Origin of the sequence: Streptomyces canus (assembly GCF_030815415.1) — a bacterium.
In the GTDB taxonomy this organism is placed as follows: domain Bacteria; phylum Actinomycetota; class Actinomycetes; order Streptomycetales; family Streptomycetaceae; genus Streptomyces; species Streptomyces canus_F.
This window is the reverse complement of sequence record NZ_JAUSWW010000001.1, coordinates 9,025,689-9,043,008: the sequence shown is the minus strand read 5'-3', so window position 1 is coordinate 9,043,008 and position 17,320 is coordinate 9,025,689. Positions and strand designations below refer to the sequence as shown.

The following is a 17,320-nucleotide window of genomic DNA, read 5'->3' as shown; positions in this document are numbered from 1 at the left end:
TTTCTGACAGTCAGTCAGATTTCTTCGCGCGGAGCCTTCACAGTTGGGTCGCCCTTTGCTCTGATGACCGGCAACCGGTGCGGAGCGAGGTCAGGAGGAGCGGTGGAGTACAACCTTGCCGACCTGTTCGAGTCGGTCGTCGACGTGGTCCCGGACCGCGAGGCGCTGGTGTACATCGACGTCCCCGGCACGGGTGCGGTGCGCCGGCTGACGTACGCGGAGCTGGACACGGCGGCCAACCGCATCGGTCACCATCTGATCGACAGCGGGATACGGCCGGGTGAGCACGTCGGGCTGCACATGTACAACGGCATCGAGTACCTCCAGGTCGCGCTCGGCTGCCTGAAGGCCCGGGCCGTGCCGGTGAACGTCAACTACCGCTACGTCGAGGAAGAGTTGGTCTATCTCTACCGGGACGCCGATCTGGTGGGCCTGGTCTTCGACGCGGAGCTCACCGACCGGGTGGCCGCCGCGCTGCCGCTGACCGAGAAGCTGCGCCACCTGGTGCGCGTGGGCGACCCCGTGCCCGGCGTGGACGCCGTGGCCTTCACGGACGCCGAGGCCGCCGGGTCCCCCGAGCGCGGGTTCCCGCAGCGCTCCGGCGACGACCAGTTCATCATCTACACCGGCGGCACCACCGGGATGCCCAAGGGGGTGATGTGGCGCCAGGAGGACCTGTTCTTCTCGGGGATGGGCGGCGGGGCGCCGACCGGCGAGCCGGTGAAGAAGCCCGAGGAGCTCGCCGAGCGGGTCGCGGCCGGCGGTTCGGGGATCACCTTCTTCCCCACTCCCCCGCTGATGCACGGCACCTCCACGCTCACCGCCTTCATCGGCTTCAACTTCGGCCAACGGGTCGTACTGCACCGCAAGTTCTCACCCGAGGACGTACTGCGGACGATCGAGCGGGAGAAGGTCACCAGCATGTCCCTGGTCGGGGACGCGATGCTGCGGCCGCTGATCGACGCCCTCAAGGGCCCCATGAAGGGCACGGACACCTCGTCGATGTTCAGCGTGTCCTCGTCGGGGGCGATCATGTCGGACACCGTGCGCCGGCAGTTCCTGGAGCTCGTCCCGAACGTGATGCTGCTCAACAACTTCGGCTCCTCGGAGTCCGGCTTCAACGGCACGGCCACCGATGACGCCGGCCCCGAGCGCGGCTTCCGGGTGCGGGTCAACTCCCGTACGCAGGTGGTCGATCCGGCCACGCACGAGCCGGTCGCCGTCGGCGAGGTGGGCCGCGTCGCGCAGTGCGGCCATGTGCCGCTGGGCTACTACAACGACCCGCGCAAAACCGCGGAGACCTTCTTCGAGAAGGACGGAGAGCGCTGGGTGCTGCTCGGCGACATGGCGACCGTGGACGAGGACGGCGTCGTCATCGTCCTCGGCCGGGGCTCCCAGTGCATCAACACCGGCGGCGAGAAGGTGTACCCCGAAGAGGTCGAACAGGCGCTCAAGTCCCATCCCGACGTGTACGACGCACTGGTGGCCGGGGTGCCGGACACCACGTGGGGCCACCATGTGGCAGCCGTCGTACAGCTGCGCGAGGGCGCGCCCCGGCCGTCCCTCGACGACATCCGCACGCACTGCCGCAGTCGGCTCGCGGGGTACAAGATCCCGCGCCAGCTGGTGATCGAGGACTCCATCCAGCGGTCTCCCAGCGGGAAGGCCGACTACCGGTGGGCACGGGAGGTGGCGGTGCGGGCGGACGGGTGATCCACCGGCCCCTTCCCCGGCTTTTCCTCGGTTTCGGTCCCGTGGGATTGAACCGAAGGTGACGTGCGGACGTACTGGTGGTGGCAGGCTCGGTCACAGGGCCCTGTTGGCATGCCATCGCAAGACCGTACGGAAGGACCGCCGGGTGTCGCTCTTCACACCTCGCTCTCGTCAGCTGCCGGAAGCCGCCGAGGGCGGTGCGGAGACGGAAGCCCAGGAGACGGGGCAGCAGACGGTCGGGGAGGTCAGGGAGAAGCCCGGCTGGTTCGGCTGGCGGACCCGCTTCCCCCGTACCGCGCGCGGCGTGACCATCGGCACGACCGTCCTGGCCGCCGCCCTGGTGCTCGGCGCGCTGCTCATGCCCAACCGTCTCGACCGGATGAACGTCCAGGCGTTCCTGCGCCTGCCCGTGGAGGCGATCCTCCTCGCGGGCCTGCTCCTCGCGCTGCCGAGGCGGGCACGGCGCGTCACGGCCGTCGTCTCGGGCGTGCTCATCGGGCTGTTCACCATCGTCAAGTTCCTCGACATGGGCTTCCGCCAGACCCTGGCCCGCCCCTTCGACCTGGTCTTCGACTGGATCCTGCTGGACGACGCGACCGATTTCGTCAGGGAGTCGTTCGGCCGCTCGGGGCAGGTGCTCGCGGTGACCGGGGCCATCGTGCTGGCCGTCGCCGTCCTCGCCCTGTGCACGCTCTCGGTGGTGCGGCTGACGAACCTCCTGGTCCGGCACCGTCCCGTCGCGCTGCGCAGCACGCTCGTCCTCGGCATCGTGTGGATCGTCTGCTTCACGCTGGGCGTGCAGTTCGGCGGGGTCCCCTTCGCCACCAAGGGCAACACCCAGTTCGTCGCCAACCGGGTGCAGCAGGTGCGCGACGGCATCTTCGACGCCCAGGAGTTCGAGAAGAAGGCCACCGTCGACGCCTTCTCCAAGACCCCGCCCGACCAGCTGCTGACCGGGCTGCGCGGCAAGGACGTCCTGTTCACCTTCATCGAGAGCTACGGCCGGGTCGCCATCGACGACCCGGCGATGGCCCCGCAGATCGACGCGGCCCTCCAGCAGGGCAACAGCAGGCTCAAGGCCGCCGGTTTCGCCTCGCGCAGCGGCTGGCTCCGCTCGCCCGTGACGGGCGCCGGCAGCTGGCTCGCCCACTCGACGTTCCTGTCCGGTCTGTGGGTCAAGAACCAGCAGCGCTACCGGAGCCTGACCGGTGGCGACCGCGCGACCCTGACCAGCTACTTCCAGAAGACCGGCGCCTGGCGCACGGTCGGTATCGTGCCGGGAGTGCGCAAGGCCTGGCCCGAGGGCAAGTACTTCGGCCTCGACCACATCTACGACTCCACGCACCTCGGCTACAACGGTCCCTACTTCAGCTGGACGCCGGTGCCCGACCAGTTCAGCCTGGAGGCCTTCGAGCGCCTGGAGCACGGCAAGGAGAACCGCGACCCGATCATGGCGGAGATCATCCTGGCCTCCAGCCACAACCCCTGGTCCCCCATCGCCCGCATGGTCGACTGGGACCAGCTCGGTGACGGCTCGGTCTTCGAGCAGATCAAGAAGGAGGGCACGGACCCCAAGGAGGTCTGGAAGAGCTCCAAGTCCGTGCGCACGGAGTACCGCAAGGCGATCGAGTACTCGCTGCAGAGCCTGACCGAGTGGGTCGAGCGCTACGGCGACGACGACACGGTCCTCGTCTTCCTCGGTGACCACCAGCCCGTCCCGACGGTCACCGGGGGCGACACCAACAAGGACGTGCCCATCACGATCGTCGCCCGCGACCCGAAGATTCTCGACCGGATCGCCGACTGGGGGTGGACGGACGGGCTCAAGCCCGCCGGGAACGCGCCCGAGTGGGGCATGGACACGTTCCGCGACCGGTTCATGACGGCGTACGCGAAGTGACGGCCCGTCCGGCGAGGAAGGGTTCCACGACCGCCAGGAACTCCTCGGGTCGCGTCTCGTGCACGAGATGCCCGGCGTCGACGGTCACCAGCCGCGCGTCGGGAAGTCGCTCGGCGACGGCGGCGACCTGCTCCTGAGGGATGGGACTGTTCGGCCCGCCCCCCACCACCAGCGTGGGCATGGTGATCCGCCCCATGTGGTCCCACCACACAGGATCGGGGGCGTTCCGCTGGCCGTCGGTCGCCCGGATCATCGCCCAGTCGAACGGCAGATCACCGTCGGGGCGTACGGCGGGCGGCCGGGGCGGGTCGAGCGGGAGGGGCGCGGGTACATCCTCCAGGACCAGGCGGCGTACGAGACCAGGTGCCTGCTGGGCGAGGAGGCAAGCGACGAGGCCGCCCAGAGAGTGGGCGATCAGGTCGGTGCGTGCGATGCCGACAGCGGTCAGGAACTCCCGGATGTCGTCGCGCATCTCCTCGAGCCCATAGGTGCCGGGCCAGTCACTGCGTCCGTGACCGCGCAGGTCGGGGGCGTACAGCCGGCGCGGATGCGGTCCTGCGGCGAGCTGCTCGGCGATCGGCGTCCAGTCCGCGCCGTCGGCGCCCCGGGAGTGCAGCAGGAGGACGGGCGGCGCGTCCTCGGGACCCCAGGTGCGGTACGCGAGGGTGATGCCGTTGGCCGTGAGGATGTCCATGCCGGGCAACGTATCCGGGGCGCGGCGGACGACGCTTCTACTCTGCCGAGGGCAGAGGCGCTCCGAGGAACGTGACGATCCGTCGTACGAACCACTCCGGGTCGTCCAGCCACGGATAGTGCCCGGCACCGGGCTGCACGACGAGCTCGGCGTGCGGGAACACGTCCGCGGCGCGGCGGGCGAGCTCGGGCCGGGGGGCGTTGTCGACCTCCCCCGCGAGCACGAGCACCGGACGATCCAGCCGCCCGAGCGCCTCCCGGGTGGCGGGCGGGTCGTAGGCGCCGGCCGATCCGTACACGTCTCCCGCCTCGTCGTTGAACTCCTCGTCCCCGCGCGCGTCGTGGGCCGCGGCCGCCTCGTCCCAGCGGCCGTAGAAGAAGGGCGCGAACACGGGGTCGTACCCGCCGGTCCCGTCGAGCGAGGCCGCGAACGCGGGGAACGCCTCCTCGAACCACGGCTCGTCCTTGCGCAGCGGAGCCGCGGCCAGCCGGTCCTCGTCCGTCACCGGCATGCCCAGCGCCCACGGAACGGCCGTGACCAGCGCCAGCCGCCGTACCCGCGTCGGATACCGGGCGGCGTACAGCATGGCGAGACTGCCGCCGGCCGAGTGCGCGAGCAGATCCAGCTCCGCCAGTCCCAGGTGGACCCGCAGTGCCTCCACGTCGTCCACGAGCCGGTCGCAGCGGTACGTCGCCGGATCGGCGGGGGCCGCGGAGGCTCCGGTGCCCCGCAGATCGAGCAGGACGAGTCGCCGGTGCGCGCCGAGGCCGCCCAGGTCCCCGAGGTAGACGGAGGCACGCATGGGTCCGCCGGGCAGGACGACGAGGGGCGGCCCCTCACCATTCAGGTGGTAGGCGAGTTCGGTCCCGTCGTACGAGGTGAAGGTCGGCATGGCGCCGATCCTCACCGTCCCGCGTCCGCGTCGCAACGGAGTTCCCTCCCGGAGCCCGGTCGATGCGGAACCGACGCGTCGAGAAAGTGCGGGCCGACCCCTTGCTTGATCGCCGGTGGCCTGGATTACTGATCCTCAGCATCTCGACCGAATGATCGGTCGCCCGTATTGCCGTGGTTGGTGAAGGAGACGTTCCGGTGGCGGACGCGACGGAGCTGTGGGACGCGGGGGAACGACTCGACCAACAGGGGCTGAAAGCACTCCAGTTGGAGCGGCTGCGGACGTCTCTGCGGCACGCGTACGACCATGTGCCGTTCTACCGGGAGTCCTTCGACAAGGCGGGGGTCGGTCCGGACGACTGCCGGTCCCTCGGAGATCTCGCCCGCTTCCCCTTCACCACCAAGGCCGACCTGCGCGAGAACTACCCGTACGGGATGTTCGCCGTACCGCAGGACCGCGTCCGCCGTATCCACGCGTCGAGCGGCACCACCGGGCGCCCGACGGTCGTCGGCTACACGGACGGGGACCTCTCCCTGTGGTCCGACATGGTGGCCCGCTCGCTCCGTGCAGCGGGTGCGCGGCCGGGCGACATCGTCCATGTCGCCTACGGCTACGGCCTGTTCACCGGCGGGCTCGGCGCCCACTACGGCGCCGAACGGCTCGGCTGTACGGTCATCCCCGCGTCCGGTGGCATGACGGCCCGTCAAGTCCAGCTGATCCAGGACCTGAAGCCCGGCATCATCATGGTGACCCCGTCGTACATGCTGACGATCCTGGACGAGTTCGAGCGCCAGGGCATCGACCCGCGCGGCACCTCCCTCCGCGTCGGCGTCTTCGGTGCCGAGCCCTGGACGGAGCGGATGCGCCGGGAGATCGAGGAGCGGTTCGCGATCGACGCGGTCGACATCTACGGGCTGTCCGAGGTGATCGGCCCGGGGGTGGCGCAGGAGTGCGTGGAGACCAAGGACGGGCTGCACATCTGGGAGGACCACTTCTTCCCCGAGGTCGTCGACCCGGTCACCGGTGGGGTGCTGCCGGACGGCGAGAAGGGCGAGCTGGTCTTCACCTCGCTCACCAAGGAGGCGATGCCCGTCGTCCGGTACCGGACCCGGGACCTGACGCGGCTGCTGCCGGGCACGGCACGCGTGTTCCGCCGCATGGAGAAGGTCACCGGCCGCAGCGACGACATGGTGATCCTGCGCGGCGTGAACCTCTTCCCCACCCAGATCGAGGAGATCGTCCTGCGGACGCCCGGCGTGGCGCCGCACTTCCAGCTCCGCCTCACCCGCGAAGGCCGCCTCGACGCCCTCACCGTACGTGCCGAGGCCCGCCCCGGTGCCACCCCCGAGGCGAGGGAAGCGGCCGCGTCGGCGATCACCGCCGCCGTGAAGGACGGCATCGGCGTCTCCGTCACCGTCGAGATCGTCGAACCCGAGTCGCTGGAACGGTCGGTGGGCAAGATCCGCCGGATCGTGGACCTGCGCCCCCGCTAGGCCCTGTCGTCACATTCCCGCCTGCCCCGCGACGCCATGCACGCTCCCCCACTGCCTTGAGGGCGTGGGAGGGGCCCCCACTCGCCGCACCGGGCACAAACCCACGTACAACCAGTACGAGGGCCTGTGCCCGGCACGCCGAGAGCACGCACCTGACGCCGCGGGGCCCGCCCTTCGGGCGGACGACGGGAATGTGACGACAGGGCCTAGGCGAACCGGTCCCTGAGCTCCCGCTTGAGGATCTTCCCGCTCGCGTTCCGGGGCAGCTCGTCCACGAACAGCACCCGCTTCGGCGCCTTGAAGTGGGCGAGCTTCTCGCGTGCGTGAGCGATGAGTTCGGCCTCCTCCACCTCTTCCCCTGCGCGGGGGACGACGACGGCCGTCACGGCCTCGATCCAGCGCTCGTCCGGCAGACCGATCACCGCCACCTCGGCGACGGCGTCATGGGTGTAGAGCGCGTCCTCCACCTGGCGTGAAGCGACCAGTACGCCCCCGGAGTTGATGACGTCCTTCACACGGTCGACGATCGTGAAGTAGCCGTGGGCGTCGCGGACCGCGAGGTCGCCGGAGTGGAACCAGCCGTCGCGGAAGGCGTCGGCGGTCTCCTCGGGCTTGTCCCAGTAGCCCTCGCACAACTGCGGTGAGCGGTAGACGATCTCGCCCGGTGTGCCGTCGGGGACCTCCTTGCCTTCCTCGTCGACCACGCGGGCGTCGACGAAGAGCACCGGGCGGCCGCACGAGTCCATCCGGCCCTTGTGCTCGTCCGGGGCCAGGACCGTGGCCAGCGGGCCGATCTCGCTCTGCCCGAAACAGTTGTAGAAGGCGAGCTTGGGGAGTCGTGCGCGCAGCCGCTCAAGGACGGGCACCGGCATGATCGACGCGCCGTAGTAAGCCTTGCGCAGTCCGCCGAGATCGCGGGTGGTGAAGTCGGGGCGGTTCGACAGGCCGATCCACACCGTCGGCGGCGCGAAGAGGCTGTCCGCGCGGCCCTCCTCGATCAGGTCGAGGATCCGGTCGCCGTCGGGCGCGTCGAGGATGATGTTGGTCGCCCCGGCCGCCAGGTACGGCAGCAGGAACACATGCATCTGCGCCGAGTGGTACAGCGGGAGGGCGTGCACGGGACGGTCGCCCGCGCTCAGGTCCAGTGCCGTGATGGCGCTCAGGTACTCGTGCACCAGGGCGCGGTGCGTCATCATCGCGCCCTTCGGGAGCGCCGTCGTGCCCGAGGTGTAGAGCAGCTGGACCAGGTCCTCGCTGCGCGGTTCGGGCCCGTCGTACACGGGCGCCGACTCCAGCCGGGCCGGCAGCGCGTCGTCCGCGTCACGCAAGGGCAGGGTGCGTACGCCATCGGGGAGGCGGTCAGCCAGGTCCGGATCCGCGAGGACGAGTGCGCTGCCCGACTGGCGAACGATGTACGCCAGATCCTCGCCGGTCAGGTGCTGGTTCACGGGGACGTGCACCAGGCCCGCGCGGGCGCAGCCGAGGAAGGCGATGAGGTAGGCGTCGGAGTTGCGGCCGAAGGCGCCGACCCGGTCGCCCGGCGTCAGGCCTTCGGCGAGCAGGACGCTCGCCGCGCGCGACACGGCCTCGTCGAGTTCCTCGTACGTCCATGAGCGGTCGCCGTACTCCACGGCGACCCGTGCCGGGGTGCGCCGGGCGCTGCGCCGCAGCACCCCGTCAACCGTGCTGCCGTGTCCAGGCGTCATGACACATGATCCTCGGTCCCGCACCGCGGGAGGTCAAGCACGGGTCCAGGACACATACCCGTTGGTACGCTCAACCGCCCCTTCCCTCAATGACGTTGGGAGGCACGATGCGCACCCGCCTCAGACGCATACTCGTCGCGGCAGTCGCCCTGCTCACCGCCGCGTCCGCGCTGCCGGCAGCCGCGGCCGAAGGCCAGAACCGTCAGCAGCACCCCTCGCACGGCGGCCTGTCCGCCACGATCCGCTACACCGAGTACGGCATCCCGCACATCCTCGCGAGGAACTACACGGACCTCGGCTTCGGCACCGGATGGGCGCAGGCCGCCGACCAGGTGTGCACGCTCGCCGACGGCTTCGTGACCGTGCGCGGGGAACGCTCCCGGTTCTTCGGGCCCGACGCGGCACCCGACTTCTCGCTCTCCTCGGCCGCCAGGAACCTCTCCAGCGACCTCTACTTCCAGGGCGTCCGGGAGGCGCGCACGGTCGAGAAGCTGCTCGCCGAACCGGCGCCGCGGGGGCCGAGCCGCCAGGCGAAGGACCTGATGCGGGGCTTCGCGGCCGGCTACAACGCCTGGCTCGAGCAGAACCGCGTCACCGACCCCGCCTGCAAGGGCGCCGCCTGGGTCCGCCCGGTGACGGCCCTCGACGTGGCCGCGCGCGGCTTCGCGCTCGCCGTCCTCGGCGGGCAGGGGCGCGGTGTGGACGGCATCACCGCCGCCCAGCCGCCCACCACGACCTCCACGGCAGCACCTGACGCCCAGGACACCGCCCGGGCGGCCCGGGAACTGCTGGCCGCCGACACCGCCGACATGGGCTCCAACGCCGTCGCCTTCAGCGGCACGACCACCGCGAACGGCCGCGGACTGCTGCTCGGCAACCCCCACTATCCCTGGCAGGGCGGCCGTCGCTTCTGGCAGTCGCAGCAGACGATCCCCGGCGAACTCAACGTCTCCGGCGGCTCCTTGCTCGGCTCCGCGACGGTCTCCATCGGTCACAACGCGAAGGTGGCGTGGAGCCACACCGTCGCGACCGGCGTCCCCCTCAACCTCCACCAGCTGACGCTGGATCCGGCCAACCCCACGGCGTACCTCGTGGACGGCAGGCCGGAGAAGATGACCCAGCGCACGGTGACCGTCCGGGTGAAGGACGGAGCCCCGGTGACACGGACGCAGTGGTGGACCCGGTACGGGCCCGTGGTCACCTCGTTCGGCGCCTCGCTGCCCCTGCCCTGGTCCAGCACGACGGCGTACGCCCTCAACGATCCCAACTCCGCCAACCTGCGCGGCTCCGACACCGCCCTCGGCTTCAGCCAGGCCCGCTCCACGGCGGAGGTCCTCGGCTCGCTCCGGCGCACACAGGGCCTGCCGTGGGTGAACACGGTCGCCGCCGACTCGGGCGGCCACACCCTGTTCACCCAGTCCCAGGTGCTCCCCCGCATCACCGACGAGCTGGCCCAGCGCTGCTCCACGCCCCTGGGCAAGGTCACCTATCCCTCCGCCGGGCTGGCGATCCTCGACGGCTCGCGTGCCGACTGCGCGCTCGGCTCCGATCCCGACGCCGTGCAGCCGGGCGTCTTCGGTCCGGCGAAGATGCCGACCCTCACGGACGCCGCGTACGCGGAGAACTCCAACGACAGCGCCTGGCTCGCCAACGCCGACCGGCCGCTGACCGGGTACGAGCGGGTCTTCGGCACCATCGGCACACAGCGCTCGCTGCGGACCCGGGGCGCGATCGAGGACGTGTCGGCGATGGCACAGCGCGGTCGGCTGACCGTGCGGGATCTGCAGGCGCAGCAGTTCGCCAACCGGGTGCCCGCGGGCGACCTGGCCGCGGCCGACGCGGCGAAGGCGTGCGCGGCGCTGCCGGGAGGTACGGCAACGGGCAGTGACGGCACAGCCGTTGATGTCAGCGGGGCCTGTGGGGTGCTCGCCGCATGGGACCGTACGGTGAACACCGACAGCCGGGGCGCGCTGCTCTTCGACCGGCTGTGGCGGAAGATCCCGGCGGCCCAGCTGTGGAAGGTGCCGTTCTCGGCCGCCGACCCGGTGCACACACCGAACACCCTCAACACGGCGGCGCCCGCCTTCGCCACGGCCCTCGCGGACGCGGTCTCCGAGTTGCGGGCGGCGGGCATCGCGCTGAACTCCCCGCTCGGACAGCACCAGTTCGTCGTACGTAATGGTCAGCGCATCGCGGTCTCGGGCGGCACCGAGTTCCTGGGCATCTGGAACAAGGTCGAGCCGGTGTGGGACCCGGCTCAGGGGGGCTACACGGAGGTGACCACCGGCTCCAGCTACATCCAGGCGGTCGGCTGGGACGGCAGCCGCTGTCCGGTGGCCCGCACCCTCCTGTCGTACTCCCAGTCCTCGAACCCGAACGCACCGCACTCCAGCGACCAGACCCGGCTGTACTCCCAGGAGAAGTGGGTGACGTCCCGCTTCTGTGAGCGCGACATCCTGACGTCGCCCGGACTGAAAGTGGTCCATGTGCGCGAACGCTGAGTCCCACGCCGTCAGGGCGTAGCCGGACCCGGTGTCGTCCAGCTCTCCGGTGAGAGCCGGACGACACCGTGGGGTTCGGGGAGCCCCTGTTGCAGGGGCTCACACCTGGCGGACGCGGCCCTCCCAGTACGGGTCCCGCAGCCGTCGCTTGTACAGCTTGCCGTTGGGGTCGCGAGGCATCTCGGTGATGAAGTCGACCGTCTTCGGGCACTTGTAGCCGGCGAGCCGGCCGGCGCAGTGGGCGAGGACGTCGGCGGCCAGGTCGGGTCCGGGTTCGTGGCCCGGGGCCGGTTCCACGACCGCCTTGACCTCCTCGCCCCAGTCGTCGTGCGGGATGCCGAAGGCGGCGGCGTCGGCGACGGCGGGGTGCTGGAGCAGGACGGACTCGATCTCGGCGGGATAGATGTTGACCCCGCCCGAGATGATCATGTCGATCTTGCGGTCGCGGAGGAAGAGATAGCCGTCCTCGTCGAGGAGGCCGAGATCACCGACGGTGAAGAAGTCGCCGATGCGGTTCTTCTTCGTCTTCGTCTCGTCCTTGTGGTACGAGTAGCCGCCCGTGTTCATCTTCAGGTACACGGTGCCCAGTTCACCGGGCGGCAGCCGGTTGCCGTCGTCGTCGAAGATCGCCAACTCGCTGATGGGCCAGGCCTTTCCGACCGTGCCCGGCTTCTTCAGCCAGTCCTCCGCGGTGGCGAAGGCGCCGCCGCCCTCGCTGGCCGCGTAGTACTCCTCCACACAGGGGCCCCACCAGTCGAGCATCGCCCGCTTCACATGGTCGGGGCAGGGCGCGGCGCCGTGGATGGCGTGCCGCATGGCGGAGACGTCGTAGCGCGCCCTGATGTCCTCCGGCAGCGCCAGCAGGCGGTGGAACTGGGTCGGGACCATGTGCGTGTGGGTGCATCGCTCCTGGTCGATCAGCCGGAGCATCTCCTCGGGCGTCCACTTGTCCATCAGCACCAGGCGATGACCGATGTGCAGCGACGCGCTCGCGAACTGGAGAACCGCCGTGTGGTAGAGCGGCGAGCAGACGAGGTGCACGTTGTCGTCGTAGGGCCTGATGCCGAAGATGCCGAGGAAGCCGCCGAGGTAGGCCTCCTCGGGGAGCTTGCCGGGCAGCGGGCGGCGGATGCCGCGGGGGCGGCCTGTGGTGCCCGAGGTGTAGTTCATGACCCAGCCGAGGGTGCGGTCCTCGGGCGCCGACTCCGGCTGTCCTTCGAGGAGTTCGGCATACGGGCGGAAGCCCTCGACCTCGCCGATCGCATACCGGTGGGTGGCGGGCAGGCCCGCTTCGTCGGCGGCCTGGCGGGCGGGGCCGGCGAAGCGCTCGTGGGCGAGGAAGACCTTGGCGCCGGAGTCGGCGACGATCCAGGCGATCTCCGGGCCCACGAAGTGGTGGTTGATCGGGACGAGGTAGAACCCGGCCTGGGTGGCGGCGAGATGGGCGGTGAAGAAGTCGACGCCGTTGGGCAGGACGACCGCAAAGGCGTCCCCGCGTTCCATGCCGGCGGCGCGCAGACCGTGGACGAGACGGTTGGCGGCGGCGTGCAGCCGGCCGGCGGTCCATTTCTCGCCGTCGGGGGCGACGAGGACGGTGCGGTCGGGGTCGGCGGTGGCCTGGGCCCAGAAGCCGGGCGGGGGTGTGCTCGTCACTGGCCGCTCCTTCCGGCGATGCGGTTGACGTGGTCGACGGCCTGCTCGAAGCCGCGGGTGAGGTCGTCGAAGACGGCCTGGACACTGCGTTCGCTGTTCATCCGGCCGACGATCTGTCCGACGGGGGTGCCGAGCAGGGGCTCGACCTCGTATTTCTGGATGCGCGTGAGGGCATCGGCGACGAGCAGGCCCTGGAGGGGCATGGGCAGGGTGCCGGGGCCGTTCGGGTCGTCCCAGGCGTCCGTCCACTCGGTCCGCAGCTGGCGTGCGGGTTTCCCGGTCAGGGCGCGCGAGCGGACCGTGTCGCCGGAGCCCGCCTCCAGCAGCTTCCGCGTCACCGCGGGCGAGGACATCTCGGCCTCGGTGCAGGTGAGCCACAGCGAGCCCAGCCACACACCCTGGGCGCCGAGCGCCAGCGCGGCCGCCACCTGCCGTCCGCTGCCGATGCCGCCCGCGGCCAGTACCGGCAGCGGGTCGACGGCGTCGACGACCTCGGGGGTCAGCACCATCGAGGCGATCTCGCCGGTGTGTCCGCCGGCCTCGTAGCCCTGCGCGACGACGATGTCGATGCCGCCTTCCTTGTGTTTGACGGCGTGCCGGGCGCTGCCCGCGAGCGCGGCGACGAGCACGCCCCGGTCATGGGCGCGATCCACGACATCCGCGGGCGGTGAGCCGAGGGCGTTGGCGAGCAGCTTGATCGGATAGTCGAAGGCGACGTCGAGCTGGGTGCGGGCGACCTGCTCCATCCACCCGGTGATCCGCCAGCCGGACACCTCCCCCTCGGCCAGTTCGGGCACGCCGTACTTGGCCAGGGTGTCCTTGACGTACTGCCGGTGTCCCTCGGGGATCATGGCCTCGACCTCGGCCTCGGTCACCCCCTCGACCTTCTTGGCGGGCATGACGACGTCCAGCCCGTACGGCCTGCCCTCGACATGGGCCTCGATCCAGTCGAGGTCGCGTTTGAGGTCGTCGGGGGCGGTGTAGCGGACCGCGCCGAGCACGCCGAAGCCGCCGGCCCGGCTGATGGCCGCAGCGACGGCGGGGAACGGCGTGAAGCCGAAGATGGCGTGCTCGACTCCCAGTTTCTTGCTCAGCTCCGTCTGCATGGGCGCAGGATGCCGCAGTCCTCCGGAGGACGGAAGGGGTTTTCTGATGCTCCGTCAGATTCGGTCGCCGGGTTAGAGTTCCACGATGACTGATGAGGTGTCCCCCGGACTGACCCGCCGTCACATCACCCGAAGATCCCTTGCCTTGGGGGGCGCGCTGGCCATCGCCCCGTTCCCCGCCGGGCTCGCGGCCGCGTCCACCAGCCGCAGCACACTGCGCCACGGCACCCCGGCGCAGGCCGGCCTCCTCGCCGCCCATCTGCGCCAACTCGTCACCGACGCGGAGACGTTCCTCGCCCCCTCCCCCAAGCACCCCTGGTACGCGGGGGCCGTGCTGCTCGCCGGACGCGGCGACACCGTGGCGCTGCACCGGCCGATCGGCATGGCGGTGCGCTACTCGGCATACGACGAGAAGACCGACACCGGCGTCGAGTTCCCGCCCGAGGACCGGATCCCCATGGCCGAGGACACCGTCTTCGACCTGGCCTCGGTGTCCAAGCTGTTCACCTCGATCCTGGCGGTGCAGCAGATCGAGCGGGGCGCGCTGGAGCTGGAGGGCACGGTCGCCGCGTACCTCCCGGAGTTCGCCGGCGCGGGCAAGCAGGACGTCACGATCCGTCAGCTCCTCACGCACACCTCGGGGTTCCGCGCCTGGATCCCGCTCTACAACGCACCGACGTACGAGGAGAAGCTCCAGCTCATCTGGAACGAGGCACCGCTCAACCCGCCGGGCACGAAGTACCTCTACTCCGACCTCAACCTGATCTCCCTCCAACTGGTCCTGGAGAAGATCACCGGCCGCACCCTGGACACACTCCTCCATGACGAGATCACCGCCCCGCTCGGCATGCGTCGCACCCGCTACAACCCGCCCACCTCCTGGAAACCGAGGATCGCGGCGACGGAAGACGCACGAAAGCCCTGGTCCGGCCTCGACCGAGGACTGGTGTGGGGTGAGGTGCACGACGAGAACGCGTTCAGCCTGGGCGGAGTCGCGGGCCACGCGGGCGTCTTCTCCTGCGCCTGGGACCTGGCGGTCCTCGGCAGGACGCTGCTCAACGGGGGCTCCTACGGCCGGGCCCGCATCCTGCGTCGCGAGTCCGTGGAACTGATGTTCACCGACTTCAACACCGCGTTCCCGGGGGACGAACACGGGCTCGGCTTCGAGCTCTACCAGCACTGGTACATGGGCGCGATGGCGACACCGCGCACAGCCGGGCACACGGGCTTCACCGGCACGTCGCTGGTCCTCGACCCGACGACGGACTCCTTTCTGATCGTGCTGGGCAACTCGGTGCACCCGGCGCGGAGTTGGCGCTCCGGCTCCGCTCCTCGGGTGGCCGCCGCGAACAACCTGGCACGCGCTGTTCCGGTACGCCCGCGGTACGGCCGAAGCGCCTGGTTCTCCGGCATGGCGAGCGCCACGACGGCCACGCTCACCTTGCCGGCCCTCGACACGTCGTCCGGCGGCGCTCGGCTGCGGTGCGCACTGTGGTGGGACACCGAACCTCAGTCGGACGCCCTCGCGTTGGAGGCGACGACGGACGGCGGGGCGACCTGGCAGCCGGTCCCGTTCACGACCACACGACCCGCCGAGACGCACCCGACGGGCACGGTCACCGGCTGGTCGGGCCGTGTGTGGCACCGGCTCACGGCGGATCTGCCGGCGCACCCTCGACTGACCCTGCGCTGGCGGTACACGACCGACCGGCTGTACGTGGGCCGTGGAGCGTACGTCGACGGACTGCGCGTGGGCGCCGCCGACGGCCTCCTCTTCGACGAGGCACGCTCGAGTGACGCCGAACGGATCGCCGCCGTGGGATGGGTGCCGGCCGCCGACTGAACGCGTCCGTCGATGACTCGCTCAGGCAGAAGGCGTCGCAGGCGATCTCTCAAGGCAGCCCGGTCCTGCTGTGCGGAACTGTCCGAGCCATCGGGACCGGCCGGGCCGACTTCCTCGTCAAGACCGGTCCGACAAGTCCGGTCCCACTACGAACAGTTGACCGCCCGCTACCCACTCAAGCCCTCCTGGCACCCAACCCCCACCTAACCCCCGGCCCCCTCCAGCACCACCATCGCCGCATTGTGCCCCGGCACCCCACTGACCCCGCCCCCACGCACCGCACCCGCCCCGCACAGCAGCACGTTCCCGTGCCGCGTCTCCACGCCCCACCGCCCGGTCCCCTCCTGGGCGTACGGCCAGGACAGGTCCCGGTGGAAGATGTTCCCCCGGGGCAGTCGCAGATCCCGTTCCAGATCGAGCGGCGTCTTCGCCTCGATGCAGGGCCGCCCCTCCGCGTCGACGGCCAGACAGTCGGCCAGCGGCTCGGCGAGCTGGGCGTCGAGCTGGGCGAGCGTCGACTTCACCAGCTCCTCGCGGACGCCGTCGTTGTCCTCCTCGAAGAGCCGCGCAGGCGTGTGCAGGCCGAACAGCGTCAGCGTCTGGTACCCCTGCTCCACCAGCTCCGGGCCGAGGATCGTCGGATCCGTCAGCGAGTGGCAGTAGATCTCCGACGGCGGGGCCGCGGGCAGCTCACCGGCCGCTGCCTGGTCATAGGCAGCGGCGAGCTGCTCGTACCCCTCCGCGATGTGGAAGGTGCCGGAGAACGCCGCGCGCGGGTCGACAGCGCTGTCCCGCAGCCGGGGCAGCCGCTTGAGCAGCATGTTCACCTTGAGCTGCGCGCCCTCCGCGGGGGCGGGCGGCTCATCGCCGGTCAGGTCCGCCAGGGCCTGCGGGGAGGCGTTCACCAGGACGTGCCGGGCGGCCACCGTCCCCTCCCCCTCGGCCGTCCGAAACGCGACCTCCGCCATACGACCGTCCGTGGCGATCCGCACCGCCTCGTGCCCGGTGGCGATGACGGCACCCGCGTCGCGCGCGGCGGCGGCCAGGGCGTCGGTGAGGGCGCCCATGCCGCCGACGGGGACGTCCCAGTCACCGGTGCCGCCGCCGATCACGTGGTACAGGAAGCAGCGGTTCTGCTTCAGCGAGGGGTCGTGGGCGTCGGCGAAGGTGCCGATCAGGGCATCCGTGAGGACGACACCCCGGACCAGGTCATCGGCGAAACGGTCCTCCACCATCACGCCGATCGGCTCCTCGAACAGCCCCCGCCAGGCCTCCTCGTCGTCCACCCGGCGCCGCAGCTCGTCCCGCGTGGGCAGCGGTTCGGTGAGGGTCGGGAAGACCCGTTCGGCGACGCGGCCGGTCATGGCGTAGAAGCGCCGCCAGGCCTCGTACTCGCGCTTCCCGCCCGTCAGGCGCTCGAAGGCCTCGCGGGTGCGTCGCTCGCCGCCGCCCACCAGGAGGCCGGTGGGCTGTCCGTCGCGTTCGACGGGGGTGTACGAGGAGATGGTGCGCTTGCGGACCCGGAAGGTCAGGCCCAGATCCCGGACGATCTTCTTCGGGAGCAGGCTGACCAGGTACGAGTAGCGCGACAGCCGTGCGTCGACGCCGGTGAAGGGCCGGCTGGAGATCGCGGCGCCGCCGGTGTGGTCGAGGCGTTCCAGGACCAGGACGGAGCGTCCGGCCCGGGCCAGGTAGGCGGCGGCGACGAGGCCGTTGTGACCCCCGCCGACGATCACGGCGTCGTACGTGTGTCCCTCGAGTGCAGGCATGTCTCTTCGTAACACGCGATGATCACCGGCGGCCAGGGGTGTACGGCGGT

Annotated in this window: 11 protein-coding genes; 5 read left to right on the top strand and 6 right to left on the bottom strand. The window is 70.7% G+C overall.

The window, feature by feature from the left end; genetic code table 11:
- Positions 1–102 precede the first annotated feature (102 nt).
- Together QF037_RS41845 and QF037_RS41840 are read left to right on the top strand one after the other, a co-directional pair.
- Positions 103–1,713, top strand: a complete 1,611-nt coding sequence (locus QF037_RS41845; RefSeq protein WP_307034544.1) for an acyl-CoA synthetase — start codon at positions 103–105, stop codon at positions 1,711–1,713.
- Positions 1,714–1,858: 145 nt separating this feature from the next.
- Positions 1,859–3,613 (top strand): sulfatase, encoded by a 1,755-nt coding sequence (locus tag QF037_RS41840; protein ID WP_307034542.1) that lies wholly within the window; start codon positions 1,859–1,861, stop codon positions 3,611–3,613.
- Here the strand turns inward: QF037_RS41840 and QF037_RS41835 are convergent.
- Both QF037_RS41835 and QF037_RS41830 read right to left on the bottom strand, forming a co-directional pair.
- Positions 3,591–4,307 carry an alpha/beta fold hydrolase gene (locus tag QF037_RS41835; RefSeq protein ID WP_307034540.1) on the bottom strand — a complete coding sequence of 239 codons (717 nt, stop codon included), beginning with the start codon at positions 4,305–4,307 and terminating at the stop codon, positions 3,591–3,593. The two genes, QF037_RS41840 and QF037_RS41835, sit on opposite strands and share 23 nt — an antisense overlap.
- Positions 4,308–4,344: 37 nt before the next feature.
- On the bottom strand, positions 4,345–5,199 hold the full coding sequence (locus tag QF037_RS41830; protein ID WP_307034538.1) for an alpha/beta fold hydrolase: 855 nt from the start codon (positions 5,197–5,199) through the stop codon (positions 4,345–4,347).
- 197 nt (positions 5,200–5,396) lie between these two features.
- Between QF037_RS41830 and paaK the strand changes: the two genes are divergently transcribed.
- The gene (paaK, locus tag QF037_RS41825; protein ID WP_307034536.1) at positions 5,397–6,692 is read left to right on the top strand and encodes a phenylacetate--CoA ligase PaaK; all 1,296 of its coding nucleotides are present in this window, start codon (positions 5,397–5,399) and stop codon (positions 6,690–6,692) included.
- Positions 6,693–6,898: 206 nt separating this feature from the next.
- Here the strand turns inward: paaK and QF037_RS41820 are convergent, their stop codons facing one another.
- Entirely contained in the window at positions 6,899–8,398 is a 1,500-nt protein-coding gene (locus QF037_RS41820; protein WP_307034534.1) for an acyl-CoA synthetase, read from the bottom strand.
- A gap of 107 nt (positions 8,399–8,505) precedes the next feature.
- Between QF037_RS41820 and QF037_RS41815 the strand changes: the two genes are divergently transcribed.
- Complete coding sequence (locus QF037_RS41815; protein WP_307034532.1) at positions 8,506–10,899, top strand: penicillin acylase family protein; 2,394 nt, start codon at positions 8,506–8,508, stop codon at positions 10,897–10,899.
- Positions 10,900–10,998: 99 nt separating this feature from the next.
- Here QF037_RS41815 and QF037_RS41810 read toward each other — a convergent pair whose 3' ends face one another.
- On the bottom strand, positions 10,999–12,552 hold the full coding sequence (locus QF037_RS41810; RefSeq protein WP_307034530.1) for an acyl-CoA synthetase: 1,554 nt from the start codon (positions 12,550–12,552) through the stop codon (positions 10,999–11,001).
- Positions 12,549–13,658: an NAD(P)H-dependent flavin oxidoreductase gene (locus QF037_RS41805; RefSeq protein WP_307034528.1), complete on the bottom strand. Its 1,110-nt coding sequence runs from the start codon at positions 13,656–13,658 to the stop codon at positions 12,549–12,551. The genes QF037_RS41810 and QF037_RS41805 overlap by 4 nt, the downstream gene beginning before the upstream one ends.
- An 85-nt stretch (positions 13,659–13,743) precedes the next feature.
- Here QF037_RS41805 and QF037_RS41800 point away from each other — a divergent pair, with 85 nt between their 5' ends.
- Entirely contained in the window at positions 13,744–15,501 is a 1,758-nt protein-coding gene (locus tag QF037_RS41800; protein ID WP_307034527.1) for a serine hydrolase, read from the top strand.
- 203 nt (positions 15,502–15,704) lie between these two features.
- Here the strand turns inward: QF037_RS41800 and QF037_RS41795 are convergent, their stop codons facing one another.
- Positions 15,705–17,270, bottom strand: a complete 1,566-nt coding sequence (locus QF037_RS41795) for a phytoene desaturase family protein (RefSeq protein ID WP_307034525.1) — start codon at positions 17,268–17,270, stop codon at positions 15,705–15,707.
- Positions 17,271–17,320 lie beyond the last annotated feature (50 nt).

Coding starts and splice junctions, on each gene's coding strand:
- QF037_RS41820 (WP_307034534.1), bottom strand. CDS start 8,398: ATGACGCCTGGACACGGCAGCACGGTTGACGGGGTGCTGCGGCGCAGC.
- QF037_RS41805 (WP_307034528.1), bottom strand. CDS start 13,658: ATGCAGACGGAGCTGAGCAAGAAACTGGGAGTCGAGCACGCCATCTTC.
- QF037_RS41795 (WP_307034525.1), bottom strand. CDS start 17,270: ATGCCTGCACTCGAGGGACACACGTACGACGCCGTGATCGTCGGCGGG.
- QF037_RS41815 (WP_307034532.1), top strand. CDS start 8,506: ATGCGCACCCGCCTCAGACGCATACTCGTCGCGGCAGTCGCCCTGCTC.
- QF037_RS41800 (WP_307034527.1), top strand. CDS start 13,744: ATGACTGATGAGGTGTCCCCCGGACTGACCCGCCGTCACATCACCCGA.
- QF037_RS41830 (WP_307034538.1), bottom strand. CDS start 5,199: ATGCCGACCTTCACCTCGTACGACGGGACCGAACTCGCCTACCACCTG.
- QF037_RS41835 (WP_307034540.1), bottom strand. CDS start 4,307: ATGGACATCCTCACGGCCAACGGCATCACCCTCGCGTACCGCACCTGG.